Annotated in this window: 13 protein-coding genes; 6 read left to right on the top strand and 7 right to left on the bottom strand. The window is 52.8% G+C overall.

The features are described from left to right. Positions 1-3 precede the first annotated feature (3 nt). The 6 genes from gpmA to UNDKW_RS26105 all read left to right on the top strand — a co-directional run bounded on the left by gpmA (position 4) and on the right by UNDKW_RS26105 (position 5,976). Positions 4-750: a 2,3-diphosphoglycerate-dependent phosphoglycerate mutase gene (gene gpmA / locus UNDKW_RS26080; protein WP_162061135.1), complete on the top strand. Its 747-nt coding sequence runs from the start codon at positions 4-6 to the stop codon at positions 748-750. Positions 751-760: 10 nt separating this feature from the next. Beyond that, positions 761-2,104: a murein hydrolase activator EnvC gene (locus UNDKW_RS26085; protein WP_232063119.1), complete on the top strand. Its 1,344-nt coding sequence runs from the start codon at positions 761-763 to the stop codon at positions 2,102-2,104. A 14-nt stretch (positions 2,105-2,118) separates the two neighbouring features. After that, positions 2,119-3,639 carry a S41 family peptidase gene (locus UNDKW_RS26090; protein ID WP_162043744.1) on the top strand — a complete coding sequence of 507 codons (1,521 nt, stop codon included), beginning with the start codon at positions 2,119-2,121 and terminating at the stop codon, positions 3,637-3,639. 60 nt (positions 3,640-3,699) lie between these two features. Continuing rightward, on the top strand, positions 3,700-4,458 hold the full coding sequence (locus tag UNDKW_RS26095) for a HesA/MoeB/ThiF family protein (protein ID WP_162061136.1): 759 nt from the start codon (positions 3,700-3,702) through the stop codon (positions 4,456-4,458). Positions 4,459-4,527: 69 nt separating this feature from the next. Further along, a complete protein-coding gene (locus UNDKW_RS26100; protein ID WP_162061137.1) occupies positions 4,528-5,172 on the top strand; it encodes a glutathione S-transferase family protein in 645 nt (214 codons plus the stop codon). A 9-nt stretch (positions 5,173-5,181) separates the two neighbouring features. Then, entirely contained in the window at positions 5,182-5,976 is a 795-nt protein-coding gene (locus UNDKW_RS26105) for a spermidine synthase (protein WP_370529057.1), read from the top strand. Here the strand turns inward: UNDKW_RS26105 and UNDKW_RS26110 are convergent. The 7 genes from UNDKW_RS26110 to UNDKW_RS26140 form a co-directional block, all read right to left on the bottom strand. Then, the gene (locus UNDKW_RS26110) at positions 5,973-7,166 is read right to left on the bottom strand and encodes a VWA domain-containing protein (protein WP_162061138.1); all 1,194 of its coding nucleotides are present in this window, start codon (positions 7,164-7,166) and stop codon (positions 5,973-5,975) included. The genes UNDKW_RS26105 and UNDKW_RS26110 overlap by 4 nt on opposite strands. Next, positions 7,163-9,442, bottom strand: coding sequence for a DUF5682 family protein (locus UNDKW_RS26115; protein WP_162061139.1), 2,280 nt, complete (start codon positions 9,440-9,442; stop codon positions 7,163-7,165). Before UNDKW_RS26115 ends, UNDKW_RS26110 begins: the two co-directional genes overlap by 4 nt. 54 nt (positions 9,443-9,496) lie before the next feature. Further along, on the bottom strand, positions 9,497-10,588 hold the full coding sequence (locus UNDKW_RS26120) for an AAA family ATPase (RefSeq protein ID WP_162061140.1): 1,092 nt from the start codon (positions 10,586-10,588) through the stop codon (positions 9,497-9,499). Next, the gene (locus UNDKW_RS26125; protein ID WP_162061141.1) at positions 10,585-12,192 is read right to left on the bottom strand and encodes a DUF5691 domain-containing protein; all 1,608 of its coding nucleotides are present in this window, start codon (positions 12,190-12,192) and stop codon (positions 10,585-10,587) included. Before UNDKW_RS26125 ends, UNDKW_RS26120 begins: the two co-directional genes overlap by 4 nt. Continuing rightward, complete coding sequence (locus tag UNDKW_RS26130) at positions 12,189-13,547, bottom strand: SWIM zinc finger family protein (protein ID WP_162061142.1); 1,359 nt, start codon at positions 13,545-13,547, stop codon at positions 12,189-12,191. The genes UNDKW_RS26125 and UNDKW_RS26130 overlap by 4 nt, the downstream gene beginning before the upstream one ends. A gap of 209 nt (positions 13,548-13,756) precedes the next feature. Next, on the bottom strand, positions 13,757-14,161 hold the full coding sequence (locus tag UNDKW_RS26135; RefSeq protein WP_162061143.1) for a VOC family protein: 405 nt from the start codon (positions 14,159-14,161) through the stop codon (positions 13,757-13,759). Between the two features lie 63 nt (positions 14,162-14,224). After that, positions 14,225-14,590 (bottom strand): SLOG family protein, encoded by a 366-nt coding sequence (locus UNDKW_RS26140; RefSeq protein ID WP_162061144.1) that lies wholly within the window; start codon positions 14,588-14,590, stop codon positions 14,225-14,227. Between the last annotated feature and the right edge of the window lie 7 nt (positions 14,591-14,597).

The raw sequence follows: 14,597 nt of genomic DNA on the forward strand, positions 1-14,597 counted from the left end.
ACTATGTACAAAATCGTTTTAATGCGCCACGGCGAATCTACCTGGAATCTGGACAACCGTTTTACGGGCTGGACTGATGTCGATCTGACAGCAAAAGGCGTGGCAGAAGCCACCCAGGCTGGCAAGTTATTGAAAGAAGCCGGTTTTACTTTTGACCTGGCCTATACCTCGGTACTCAAGCGCGCAGTTCGTACACTGTGGGGCACACTCGATGAAATGGACTTGATGTGGTTGCCAGTGATCCATGACTGGCGTCTGAATGAACGTCATTACGGCGCGCTGCAAGGCTTGAACAAGGCAGAAACCGCAGCCAAATATGGCGACGAGCAAGTGCTGGTATGGCGCCGCAGCTACGACACGCCACCTATGCCGCTGGCAGAAGATGATGACCGCACTTCCTTCAACGACCCGCGCTATGCAGGTCTGGACCGCAGCCAGATACCGCTGACAGAATGCCTGAAAGACACGGTTGCCCGCGTCATGCCAGCCTGGGACGACAGCATTGCACCAGCCATACGCGCCGGCAAACGCATCCTGATCTCTGCCCATGGCAACAGCCTGCGCGCCCTGATCAAGATGCTAGACGGTATCAGCGATGACGACATCGTCAACCTGAATATCCCGAATGGCCAGCCACTGGTGTATGAGCTTGATGCCGACCTGAAACCAATTAAACATTATTATCTGGGTGACCAGGAAGCCATCGCCGCAGCCTTGCAAGCTGTGGCCAGCCAGGGCAAGTCCAAATAATAAGTATTGAATGCCATTTAACAACAAGTCTTCACCGTTTTTAATTGCAAGTTTGCTGTGCCTGACTCTGGCAGGCACAGTAACGTCTGCCATGGCCGCCAGCAATGCGCGCGCCCAGCAAAAAAACAAGGCAGAAGCAGACCGGGCTGAGTTGCAAAACCGCCTGAAGTCCTTGAAAAACGATATAAATAAAACTGAAACTGCCAAGGACAATGCCAGCGATGCCCTGGCTGAATCAGAAAAATCCATTTCTGAAGCCAACCGTTCGCTGCGCGACTTGCAGGCAGAACAAGCCCAGACTGAGGCCAAAGTCAAACAACTGACAGAGCAGCAGCAAGCCCTGGCTGATAAAGTTGAAAAACAAAAAACACAACTCTCGAATTTTTTACGCCGCCAGTACATGCGCGGCGACAGTGACCGCATCAAATTGCTGCTGTCGGGCGACAACCCCAACCGTATCAACCGCGAACTGCAGTACATGAGTTATGTCTCGCAAACACAGGCCAAACTGATAGATGGTTTGCGCATCAGCCTGCTGGCTGTGGAAAAAAATGCCGAAGAAGCGAAAGAAGCCAAGGCAGAACTTGATGAAATAGCAGACGAAGAAAAAAGTCACAAGCTGGCGCTGGAAAAAGAGAAAAAACGACATGCCACATTGGTAAGTCAGTTGGCAGAAAAATTATATGTACAAAAAAAACAGGCTGATAGTCTCGAAAAAGATGAACAAAGGCTCTCCAATCTGGTCTCACAATTGAATAAACTGATTGAAGAGCAAGCCAAGGCAGATGCAGCCCGGGCAGCATTAGAAGAAAAACAACGGCAGGAAAGAATTGCAGCAGCACAGAAAGAAAGAGCAAGACAGGCGGCACAGGGCAAGAAACCAGCAAAAATCACCAATCCTAACGCGATTGATGATGACGAACCGTCCAAGCAGGCCAAGGTGGCGACCCCATCTGCAGGTGAATTTGACAAGCTGAAAGGGCAATTACGCTTGCCGGTGAAAGGTGAAATTCTTGCCCGGTTTGGTAGCAAACGTGCTGATGGTCCCAGCTGGAAAGGCATGTTCATCAAGGCGAATGAAGGTGCAGAAATCAAGACCATCGCCCCCGGCAAAGTGATTTTTGCTGACTGGTGGAAGGGCTATGGAAATATGGTGATTGTTGATCATGGCGGCAGTTACTGGAGCCTGTATGGCAATAATCAGGCAGTATTGAAGCATGTCGGCGATGTGGTAAAAACAGGGGATGTCATTGCCAGTGCCGGAAACAGCGGCGGTAATGAAGAATCAGGTTTATACTTTGAAGTACGTCATCAAGGACGTGTATTTGATCCTCTCAACTGGATCTCTAAATAGGCATTAGGTGAATCATGGGCAGCAAATTCAAGAATTTCGGTTTAATTGGACTCGGCATGATTGCGGGCGTGGCAGTTTCCATGCAGTTTTCTGCGGTGGCACAAAAAGGCACTGCGGAGACACTCCCTTTCGACGAGCTAAAAGACCTGACTAACGTATTCGGATTGATCAAATCTGCCTATGTCGAGCCAGTCGAAGACAAAAAACTGATCAAGGATGCCATCTCCGGCATGGTCGGTTCCCTTGACCCGCATTCAGTCTATCTGGACAAGAAAGCCTACAAGGAACTGAATGAAAGCACACAGGGCAAATTTGTCGGCCTGGGCATAGAAGTCGGCATGGAAGACGGCTATGTGAAAATCATTTCTCCTATTGAAGATTCCCCTGCCTACCGCGCGAATCTGAAATCCGGCGACTTGATTACCAAGCTTGATTCCGAGCCGGTCAAAGGCCTGACACTGGATGAAGCCGTCAAGAAAATGCGCGGCGAACCGCATACCAAGATTACGCTGACGATTTACCGCAAGAGCGAAGAAAAACCCATCGTCGTCACGATTACCCGTGAACTGATCAAACAGCAAAGCGTCAAGGCAAAAATTGTAGAGCCTGGCTATGCATGGATCAGGGTTTCCCAGTTCCAGGTACCCACCACCGATGACATGTCCAAGAAAATCCAGGGCCTGTATGCACAAGACCCGAATTTGAAGGGACTGGTACTGGATTTGCGTAATGACCCGGGTGGTGTGCTTGATAGCGCCATAGGCGTGTCAGCCGCCTTCCTGCCCAAGGAAGTACCGGTGGTCTCCACCAATGGTCAGATGGCAGATCAAAAAGTGACTTATTTTGCCCGCCGTCAGGACTACGACAGGGCGACGCTGAGCGACCCTCTGAGCAAATTGCCGGAAGCCGTCAAAAAAGTGCCTATGGTCGTGCTGATCAACACCGGCTCTGCATCTGCCTCAGAAATCGTGGCGGGTGCCTTGCAAGACTATAAACGTGCAACCATCCTGGGCACGCAAAGTTTTGGCAAGGGATCGGTACAGTCCATCATCCGCTTCCCGTTCAATAGCAGCAATCCAGACTTTGCCGTCAAATTGACCACGGCGCGTTACTACACACCGAATGGCCGCTCTATCCAGGCCAAAGGCATAGTCCCTGACCTGAACGTCGAAGAAACTGCAGATGGCGATGGTTTCAATGGCTTGCGTGCGCGTGAAGCTGACTTGCAAAAACATCTGACGAATGACAAGGAAAAAGAAGTCGCCCGTCCTAAAGTCGATGAGGCCGAAGAAGAGCAACGCCTGATCGCGCTGGCGAAAAAGAGCAAGCCTCTGGAATACGGTGGTGCCGAAGACTTCCAGCTGGCCCAGGCCCTGAATCACCTCAAAGGTTTGCCAGTCAAGGTCACTGAAGCCAAGGTCATCGATAAAGAAGGCAAGGAAGGCAAAGACAGCAGCAAGGAAGCTGACAAGCCAGCCAAAACTGACAAAGCCGACCACAAGACCGAGCACAAAACAGATAGCAAGAAAAAATAAACCCTAAAATTAACCTTCATAAAAAGGCCGCTTACTCCAACAGCGGCCTTTTTTACGACGATGAACGATCAGCAACTCTTACGCTATTCCCGTCACATCTTGCTGGACCAGATAGGTATAGAGGGTCAGCAAAAAATCACGGAAGCACATGCACTCATCATCGGTGCTGGTGGTCTGGGTTCACCTGCGGCCATGTACCTGGCCAGCGCCGGTGTGGGTACGATCACCCTGGTCGATAATGACAGCGTCGATCTGACCAATCTGCAAAGACAGATCATGCACACCACGGCAGCCGTGGGCATGGCCAAGGTCAGTTCAGGCAAGCACACGCTGGAAGCGATCAACCCCGAAATACGCATCATTGCCTTGCAGGAGCGGGCTGCCGATGCGCGACTGGAAGAACTGGTCAGCCAGGCCAGCATCGTGCTCGACTGTTGCGACAATTTCGCTACCCGCCATGCCGTGAATGCCGCCTGTGTCAAATTTGGAGTACCGCTGGTATCTGGTGCAGCGATCAGTTTTGATGGCCAGATCAGCGTGTTTGACAGCCGCGATGAAGAATCTCCTTGCTATGCCTGCCTGTTCCCACCCGACCAGCCTTTTGAAGAAGTGCTGTGTTCCAGTATGGGCGTGTTTTCACCGCTGGTGGGCATCATAGGCAGCATGCAGGCTGCCGAAGCCCTGAAAGTCATCATGGGCATAGGCCGGGCACTGTCAGGCCGCCTGCTGTTGCTGGATGCCCTGCGCATGGAATGGAATAGCATAGGCATCAGCAAAAATATGCAATGCTCAGTTTGCGGGCAAGCTCATCCGGATTAAACCTGTGCTTTACAACTGCAGCTTAAAACTACACCTCATAACTACACTTCAAAATTCATCAAGGACTGTATGTATTCTCTTTACTATTGCCCTGGTACCGCCAGCATGGTCGTTCATCTGGCACTATTGGAAATTGGCGCTGCCCATGAATTGAAACTCGTCGATGTAGAAAAAAACCAGCAAAAAGATCCCGATTATCTGCGCCTGAATCCAAATGGTGTCGTGCCTACCCTGGTCATCGATAACCGCCCGTATCTGGAATCCGCCGCCTTGCTGATGTTGCTGGCAGAACGCCACCCGCAAGCTGGCCTCGCACCTGCCGCTGGCACCGTTGAACGCGATCTGTGGCGGCAATGGATCATCTTCATCAGTGGCAGCCTGCAATCGGCCTTCCGTGCCTGGTTTTATCCCGCCGAACTGGGTATTGCAGAACATAGTGAAGCCAGCAAAGCGGCCTTGCAAAAACGTATCGCTGCCATCTGGGATCAGCTTGACCTGCACCTGAGCAAGAATGGCCCCTATCTGCTCGGCGAGACTTTTTCCGGCGCAGATTTGCAATTGACCATGCTGATGCGCTGGTCACGCAATATGCCACGTCCGGCAACGCAATGGCCAGCCTTGAACAAACTCGCGCAACTGATTATCGCCCGCCCGAGCTGGCAAAAGATGGTAGAAATCGAAGGCCTGGAAACCTGGCCTAAAACCAGTACATAATTCGCCAGCATGCAAAAGACTGCTCTTAATCTGTACAAGGCGACTCAGGCAGCGACCATGGACTTGCCCGAGGTCACCATCGCCGAGCACCTTGGTGTACGCACCCTGCATCTGTCTTCTGATGCGATACAGGGTGCCATGCGCATGGCCATGCCTGACCAGATAGAACTGGAATATGTGCAGCAAATGATGATGTGGATGCTGTTCAAATATAAACCGCAACACGTTGTACAACTGGGCCTGGGTGCAGCCGCGCTGACCAAGTTTTGCTACCGCAATTTCCCACAGGCCAGAGTCACTGCGATAGAACTGAACCCCAAGGTCATCGCCACCTGCCACCAGCATTTCAAACTACCGGTCAACGATGAACGCCTGCAAGTGCTGTGCATGAATGCGCTGGACTATGTCAACGACAGCGCCAACCATGGTCAGGCAGATGTCTTGCAAATTGATTTGTATGACGCCGCCGCCGAAGCCCCGGCACTCGGCAGCGCCGCGTTCTACCAGGCCTGTGCCAATTGTCTCAGCGAAGATGGCATGCTGACCGTGAACCTGTTTGGCAATCCACAAAATTACCACGCCAATTGCAATGCCAATATCGCTGCCTTGCAAGAGGCTTTTGATGCCGTCGTCTGGCTACCATTGGTACACGATGCCAACACCGTTGCCATCGCCTTCAAACAAGCACCCTCAGTTGATTTTGAAGACTTGTATGAACGCGCAACGGCAATACGCCTGGCCTGTAAATTACCGGCGGCAAAATGGGTGAATGGTCTGAAGTCCTGGATGGCGGAACACACCTAAGCCGCTCGTGTAGTCACTATACCCGCCTCTGCCGCCCATTGCTCCAGGTTCTGGCGTTTGATGGCAGCAGCCATCAGGTCAGGGAATAAATCCGGCGTGCATGCAAAGCAATGCGCTCCCATGGCCGTCAGTGTGGCGGCGTTGTGGTGGTCATAGGATGGTGCGCCATTATCATCCAGCGCCAGCAGACAAATCACGCTGACGCCATTGCGTATCATGCTGGCTGCTCTTTGCAGCATTTCCTTGTTATTACCACCTTCATACAAATCACTGATGAGAACGAAGATGGTTTCCCTCGGTCTTTGCACCAGCCCCTGGCAATAAGCCAGTGCCCGGTTGATATCCGTACCGCCACCGAGTTGCGTGCCAAATAAAACCTCTACCGGGTCACTCAGCAAATGGCTTAAATCCATGACCACGGTATCGAATACCACCACAGAGGTGCTGACTGATTTGATACTGGCCAGCACCGCACCAAATACACTGGCATATACCACCGAGGGTGCCATGGAGCCACTCTGGTCTATGCACAGGACGATATCGCGCAAGGACTGGCCCTTGCGGCCAAAACCTATGCGCGTCTCAGGGATGATGGTTTGGTAGTCATGCTGGTAATGCCTGAGATTGGCCTTGATGGTACGCATCCAGTCTATCTCGTTATGACGTGGCCTCAAATTACGTACCGCACGCTGCAAGCTGCCAGCCACGGCCTGGCGCAATGGCGTGCCCAGTTTTTTCTCCAGTTCCTGCACCACCTTGGCAACCACCTGGCGAGCAGTAGCCTTGGTCTTGTTGGGCATGACACGGTTCAGGCTCAGCAGGGTGGCGACCAGATGCACGTCAGCTTCTACGGCCTGCAACATTTCCGGTTCCAGCAGCATTTGCTGCAAACCCAGACGATCCAATGCATCTCTCTGCATGACTTGCACGACAGAGGAAGGGAAATAATCACGGATATCCCCGAGCCAGCGCGCTACGCTGGGTGCGGATGAACCCAGGCCAGCACGCTTGCCTGACTGTTGCTCACCCGGCTCGTACAGAGCGCTTAAAGCACGGTCTATGGCCAGGTCTTGCTGCGACAGGGTTGAGCCTGCTTGCTCAGCCTCGCTGCCCAGTACCAGGCGCCAGCGACGCAGGTTTTCTGCTGAATTTCCTGCTGAATTTTCTGTTAACTTCGGCTCATTACTCATGCATTTGCTCCCGGCTGACCATCATGCAAAGTCTTGCCTAACATAGCCTGTAATACCGGTATCACCAGTCTTGCCCTGCTCTCGTCAAGCGCAGTATCGGTATGTAGCGTCACTGCTGCACCCTTGCTGGCGACAGCGCGCTCACCCAGTTGATAGCGCTCGGGCCCAGCAAAACTGGAGAAGGTACGACGCAGCAGGGGCAAGAGTTCAATAAACGTCTCCGCATTCAAACCGGACATCCAGGAATTGATCAACTGCCATAGCATGTCATTGTGTATCAGCAAGGCACCGCTGCCTTGCAAGAAGCCTTCTATCCAGTGCGCAGTCAGCAGAGGCGTCTGCGCATGGGAACAATGTACCGCCAGTTGCTGGCCAGCCTGCTCTTCGCTCCACTGCCCCTGCTCGGTTAGTATGCGGGCACAGCGTCCGGCGATCAGGCCATGTGAACTCTCTTGCTTTGCAGTCTGTACCAGCGAGGCAAACCAGTTATTCAGATAATCCTCATTCTGCAACATGCGCACAGCCTGGTCGGCGGCGATGAGGTCCTTGACCATTTGTGCCGCAGGTTCGTCAGCCAGGCCTCTGGCACCAACTGGCAGGGCAATACAGATGCGGCTCAGCAGCTTGCTGACCACCAGTTCCATTGCTGCTGTGTCGGTATTACGTACATTGCCATAGCGCATGGCATTCGCCAGTGCTGGCAATGCTGCCAGCATGTAGCCAAGGTCAGGCGTGAGGGCACTGACCTCCTCTACCCTGCGCATGACTTCATGCAGAGCCGTACCAAGATTAGCCAGCAATACCCGTTCTACCAGTTTGGTCAGTTCCGGCAAGGTCTGTGCCCGTCTTGCCATGTCGATGACATAGGAACTGGCTGCAGTTTCCAGCGTGCTGCCCCAGATATTCGCTTCTATAAGCTTGATCGCAAAATCAGGCTGCCACTCCAGCCGCCATGCTTCATGAAAGGTACCGGTCTTGCCACGCACATGCTGGCGCTTGCCCCAGTCTATGCCCAACAGGGACAAACGGTAGAGCAGGCTGCTTTTTTCCAGATGCGCCGCTTCGCGCAAATCCAGTTCAAGATCAGTGCTGTCTGCACGCACTGCCATGCGGAATTTTTTTTGCAGCAAAGCGACGTTTTGCGGCAAGGGCAAGTTCGGTGCATCTGCAGGCACGGCACCGAGCCTGTCATTGAGCAGCAATTCCCTGCGTATCAGGCGCAACGGGGCATCACTGTCATAACAAAACACGGCACGCGTGGCTTCCATGATTTCATCGAGGCCAGGATGATGACGGTCACGCAGTGCTGCAAGCGTATCTGCCAGGCGTGTGGCCTCAATAATATGGGCCGATGAGGCATCAAGATCATGCTTGCGCAGCAAATTCGCCACGTCACTCAACCAGTACAAAACTGCCTGCTCTGGCTGATGCCATAAATGATGATACCAGCCAGGTGCCTCGACACCTGCACCATAGCCACTGGCAAATGCCAGCCTGCCATAGCTCCAAGGTGTCCAGGTGGCTGCAACTTTTACCTTGTCCAGCCCCTTGAGGATGTCAGCATCGTGTTTCGCGGTCGGCATCCTGGCCAGTGCAGGCACATGATACGCGCCACAAACAACGGCAATTTTTTGATAACCAGCTTTTTCCGCCTGACGCAGCATTTGCCGCATATAGGCTTCACGACGCACTTCAAGTTGATCCTGAAGTTGATCAGATGCCTGCGTGATTTCTGTACGCACGACTGTCATCATCTCAGCAATTGCGGCAAACAAATCCAGGCTGTCTTTGCGCTGCTCTACCAGATGATCCCACCAGGTTTCTGTATCGGCAAAGCCAGCAGCCTGTGCCAGCGCCAATAAAGGATCGGCCCGCATCAGACGTGTCTGCAAATCCACAGGCTTTACGTCTTCGTCTTCTTCATTCTCATCTTCCGTCGAGTCTTCGTTTTTTTCTGCAGATAGCAGACGGAATGCCTGCGGCAAGTCACAGAACTGCACAGGGATATTCCCGGCCACGGCAAATTGCAATGCCTGCCATTCCGGTGAAAATGCGGCAAAAGGGTAATACACGGCATTTTGCGGTGCATCCGGCACATACAGTAAGAGCGCAACTGGCGGCTGCATTTCTGCACTGGAAACAAAGGGAATCAGATCATTCGCCTCCGGCGGGCCTTCTATCAGGATGCAATCCGGCTGCAGGGCGTGCAAAGCCTCTTTCAGGCTGCGTGCGCAACCCGGGCCATGATGGCGGATACCAAACAGGTGTGTGCTCATCGTTAAGCACTACCCATGCTGATATTGCTATACGTATTCTTGATACTCATTTTCTTAATGCATGACATCGCGGCAGGCACGATACAGGTCTTTCCAGCCTTCGCGCTCTTTGACCACGGTTTCCAGATATTCCAGCATGACGATCTTGTCCTGCACCGGGTCTTTGACTATCGCGCCTACCATACTGGCCGCGATATCTGCGCCGCGCAAAGTGCCGTCACCAAAATGTGCTGCCAGTGACATGCCATTGGCGATTACGGATATTGCCTCTGCGGCACTCAAGCTGCCGCTGGAATTTTTGAGCTTGGTCTTGCCATCTGCAGTGACGCCATCACGCAGTTCACGGAAGATGGTAACTACCCGGCGTATCTCTTCCAGCGCAGGAATTTCGCCTGGCAATTCCAGTGCACGGCCAAGGCTGGCAACACGGGTGGCAACGATATTGACTTCTTCATCTGCCGTGCGTGGCAAGGGCAAGACCACGGTATTGAAGCGGCGCTTGAGCGCGCTCGACAATTCATTGACGCCACGATCCCTGTCATTGGCGGTGGCAATAATATTGAAACCTTTTTGCGCCTGCACTTCTTCATTCAATTCAGAAATCGGCAAGGATTTTTCTGAGAGTATGGTGATCAGGCTATCCTGTACTTCAGTCGGGATACGCGTTAATTCTTCTACCCTGCCTATCTTGCCATCACGCATGGCACGCATGATGGGGCTAGGCACCACAGCGTCCAGCGATGGCCCTTTCGATAGCAGGTGGGCGTAATTCCAGCCATAGCGGACAGTCTCTTCACTGGTACCTGCCGTACCCTGCACGATCAGGGTAGAGTCACCGCTGATCGCAGCGGACAAATGCTCTGCCACCCAGGATTTTGCCGTACCGGGTACACCCAGCAATAGCAGCGCTCTGTCGGTTGCGAGTGTGGCTACCGCAATTTCTATGACCCTGGCATTACCTATGTACTTGGGAGAAATGACGACACCATTATCCAGCGTGCCGCCAAGCAGATAAGTGGCAACAGCCCATGGTGACAGTTTCCAGCGTGGCGGCCTCTGGCGCGTATCGACGGCGGCCAGGGCTTCCAGTTCATTCGCGTATTGTTCTTCAGCGTGTTGACGAAGTATGCTGTCATGAGTACTCATTGCTGCTCCAGAAAAGTGTGCATCATTTCGCTACGGAAGCGAAGCAATGCGAGAAAATCGTCTATTGTGGTTTGCCATTTATCCCAGTGGAGATCTGCCCTTGGCCAGTCACGTTCATATTCAAGCAATTGCGCTGGATCGATGACCAGAGCCAGAGTATTCAGCACTTGTTTCAGCGACCAGAATTCTGCTGTCAACTCATTCAGCTTATTGCGTACATGCGCCACAATCGCAATCGACAGGGCAGCAGGCAATCGCCTCTTTTGTGCTGCCACCTGCTGGAATAATTCCAGTACGGTCCACACAGAAAAATTCGATGAGGCCTGAACTGGTGCCAGCAATTCCATGAAGAAGTCATACACAAAGCCGGATTGCACATTAGCCAGTATCTTATGGACAAAGGGCGACAGATTCGCTTTGTGCTTGCTGTCAGTGTGCATGCTCAGGCGGCTTAGTTCCAGACACCAGCCTTCAAACTGCGCTGAGGTATTATCCTGCATGCCTGATCTGGCAGACAGGGTTTGCAGTGCTGTCGCCCAGCCAGTCAACAAGACTTGCTGGTAATCTGTCTTTGCTGCCAATGCGAATAATTGTACCGGGCTGAGCTGCCATTTTTCTGACCAGTACAAGGGCGAGACTGCTGCGAGCATGTCCAGCAACCAGCCAGCTTTTTCACCTGTGCCGTGATAAGTGGCGCTGCCCACACCATCACGCTGCATGGCTTTATCGCGTTCCAGTGGCAGGCTGACTACCAGTTCAGTATCACCGATGATGTCCGGTCTGATGCTCAGCAAAGTATCCAGTCTGGCGCGCATGCGCAGTTCAAGCAAAGAATCTGGCAGGCTCAATAACAAAGTTTGCGCGGTTGTGCGCACTTCCTTGCGTTTATCGTCGAGTGCGCGCTCCAGGAATTCCTGATCGGCTGCGCTCAGATTTTCTTTCAAACACTGTATCAGGCGTATGCGATGCTCAGGTGGCTCGGTACTCCAGACTTCCTGCAGCATGGTGAGGCCCAGCTCAGGGTCTTTGCTGCGGCTGAGTCGCAACACTTCCAGCCTTTGCTCCAGCGTGCCGGTTTCCCATAGCCCATCCTCAACCAGCTCTGTCTCTGCTTGCCAGCTCCAGGATGGGTTCTGCCTTGCCAGCCATTTGCCACGCTCGCCCATGACTGCGGCGACATAGGGCCGCAAGACAGGCTGGGTGCGCCCCAGTTCCAGCATGGCAGGTAAAAATTTGTACGGTAAATGACAGCCATGCTGCTTTGCCAGGCTCAGCCATTCAAAGCGCAATTCAGGATATGTGCCCTGCAATAATAAAGATAATTTTGTTTCCGCCCGTTGCGTACAAGGCTGGAGTTTTTCATCTGCGGCTATTTTAGTGGCGCGGCTGGTGATTGCCAAAGCCTGTGCCCCGGCACGCGTCCATAAGTCCAGTGCCGAGATGCGTTCCCAGAGATCCGATTCGGGCATATCAGTGTGCTTTGTTGCATCAGCAAAAACGCTATCCTGCAAGGCGGCAGGCAAGTCATTCTGCGCTTGCGCTCCGGCGCGTGAAGTGCCCAGCAATAGAGATTTTTTTATGCTGGCGGTAAGCATCGACGTCATAGGAGACAATCACTTTCAAGACTCAAGAATTGCCGGTCTGTCTGTACCGAGAGTGGGGTAAAACAATAGCCATCCCATTCACCTACCAATGTCATGGGCTGACCACCACTGACGGCCAGCAATTGCCATCCATAGGCAAAGTTTTCTGGCAAGTGCAGGGCTTGCTGGTCAGGCAAAATGGCAAGCCAGCGTTCACCATCCAGTTGCAGGCGTAGCCCGGACAAACTCAGTGGCAGGCGTTCGATAAAGGGATTGGCGGCAATTGCCCTGGCATAGCTTTGCATACCTGCGTCAAATTGCGTGGCCGGGAATTGATATTCTTTAATGACGCTGACATTGCGCTGATCCTTGATCAAGGCACGCAGAGGAGCTGCCCCCGGATAGAACACCAGTTCTCCTTCAAATTCACTACCGACGGCGATAGGCCGGTCAAAGCCCTGGGTACCAACGGCATATTGCAAAAACATTGCCCACAGCCCGCTGCTCTTACCGCATAAATAGGTGATGCGTGTACGCACACGCTCGTCATCACGGGTTTTCTGCGCCACTACCTGCCAGCAATCGACTTGCCCGGCTTGCGCCAGCAAACTATCCTGACTCTGGTTCCAGCCCAGCATGCTGCGCACATCTTCCTGCAAATCGGGTGTCAGGCTATCTATCTTTTGATAAGCCCTGATCAGCAGATAAATGGCGGCTATTTCGCGTGCCAGTTGCTCTTCCCAATCGCTGATACTGGTTTGAAAAGCCAGCCTGCCTGCGCGTGACAGACGCCCGGCCAGCGGTGCCATCTGCGCATCAACCATGCGGGCGGCGATGGCATCCCACTGGGCAGTACCGGCATTGCGCAAGCTGGAAAAACCTTCCCTGGCGAGATCTTCCAGCCAGGTCTGCAATTCCTGCAAGCCACGGGCGACTTTGGCCTCGCGTTTTTCTTCACGCTTTTGCGCCTGCTCTGCCTGTTGCGCGATTTTTTCCGGCGTCAGGTTTTGCAGTTTCTCTTCTGCTGTTTCCTGCTTTTTCGTGGCGCGGGCTTCGCGGCTTTGCAACCAGTCCAGATTCCATTGCGGTGCCGGTGTCGCAGCAAATAATTCTGTTTTTCCTGAGTAAAGCAAGAACAGGCCCAGCCCATGCTTGCAAGGGAATTTACGGCTGGGGCAACTACATTTGAAAGCAGGCTCACGCAAATCTATCTGGGCGCGATAAGGGGTGGAGCCGCTACCCTGGCATTCGCCCCAGACAGCAATGTCGGAATTGCCGAGATTACTCCATTTGGAGGCTGTTGCCAGTGCACTGCCAGCTTTTGCTGAACTGGCATCAGGCGCGAGTGCAAGAATTTGATCGGTACTTAAAGTCACTTGTTTGAGCGTAACGTTTTACTGTGTAGATTGCTGTCTTAGTTTCTGACATTCATGATCAAGTCTAAGTGCTTGCAAGGCCCTGACAGGTTCCCGCATCAACAGCACTTTTCTTGGCTCAGCATTTAATCATACTTTTATGACAAGCGGAAAATTTCAGCTTCTTCTTGCCACTTTTTCTTCACAGTAGAACCGCAATGCACGGAAACTTACCCGGCTTCTGCTTCTTCATGATGACAGCAAACACAAAGCTTGTTGCCATCTGGATCGCGGAAATAAGCGCCGTAGTAATTAGGATGATAATGCGGACGCAAACCTGGCGCTCCCTCACAAGTGCCACCATGCGCCAGTGCCGCTGCATGGGCACGCTGCACCGCTGCACGTGATGAAGCCAGCAATGCCACCATCTGGCCATTGCCATGCTGTGCGGCTTCGCCGTTAAAAGGTTTGCCGATGACAAACAAAGGACGTGGCTGGTCTGCTGACATCCAGCCTGCCCAAGGCTTGCCTGCATCCTTGAATTTCAAGACCAGGCCCAACTCAGTCATGAGGGCAGAGTAAAACGAAAAAGATTTATCAAAATCCTGTATGCCTGTGAATACATGGGAAATCATGCTTTTCCTTCGCGCTGATTGTAGTATTTATTTGGTCGTGACGTTTATTTGGGTGTGGGATTTTTACTGCGTGAAAATCCTGACCGGTATCTGTGCCTGCTCAGAAAGTGTCACGGCATGTAGTGTACAGCGAGCGCAACCAGGTTTGCCATAGTCGGCATGAAAAGCCAGCACCAGGTCTATGCCTGTCGCCAGCATTCTGACATTCAGGCCCTTCCATCCTTCACCAGGAAATGCGCGGTAGTCAGCATTGGTTTTTTTCATCGCTTCGACTACAAAACCAAATTCCAGTGCAACTGCTTTGGCGTGCGCATCTATGCCAGGCGTATCACCTGTGACGATGATGGTCGCTGGCGGCAACTGAGCCAGTTCGCGGCGAATAGCTGCCTGGCTTTCCCACTGGGTGGCACCTGTAATCAATACTCTCATACCGCAA

Source organism: Undibacterium sp. KW1 (assembly GCF_009937955.1).
In the GTDB taxonomy this organism is placed as follows: domain Bacteria; phylum Pseudomonadota; class Gammaproteobacteria; order Burkholderiales; family Burkholderiaceae_D; genus Undibacterium.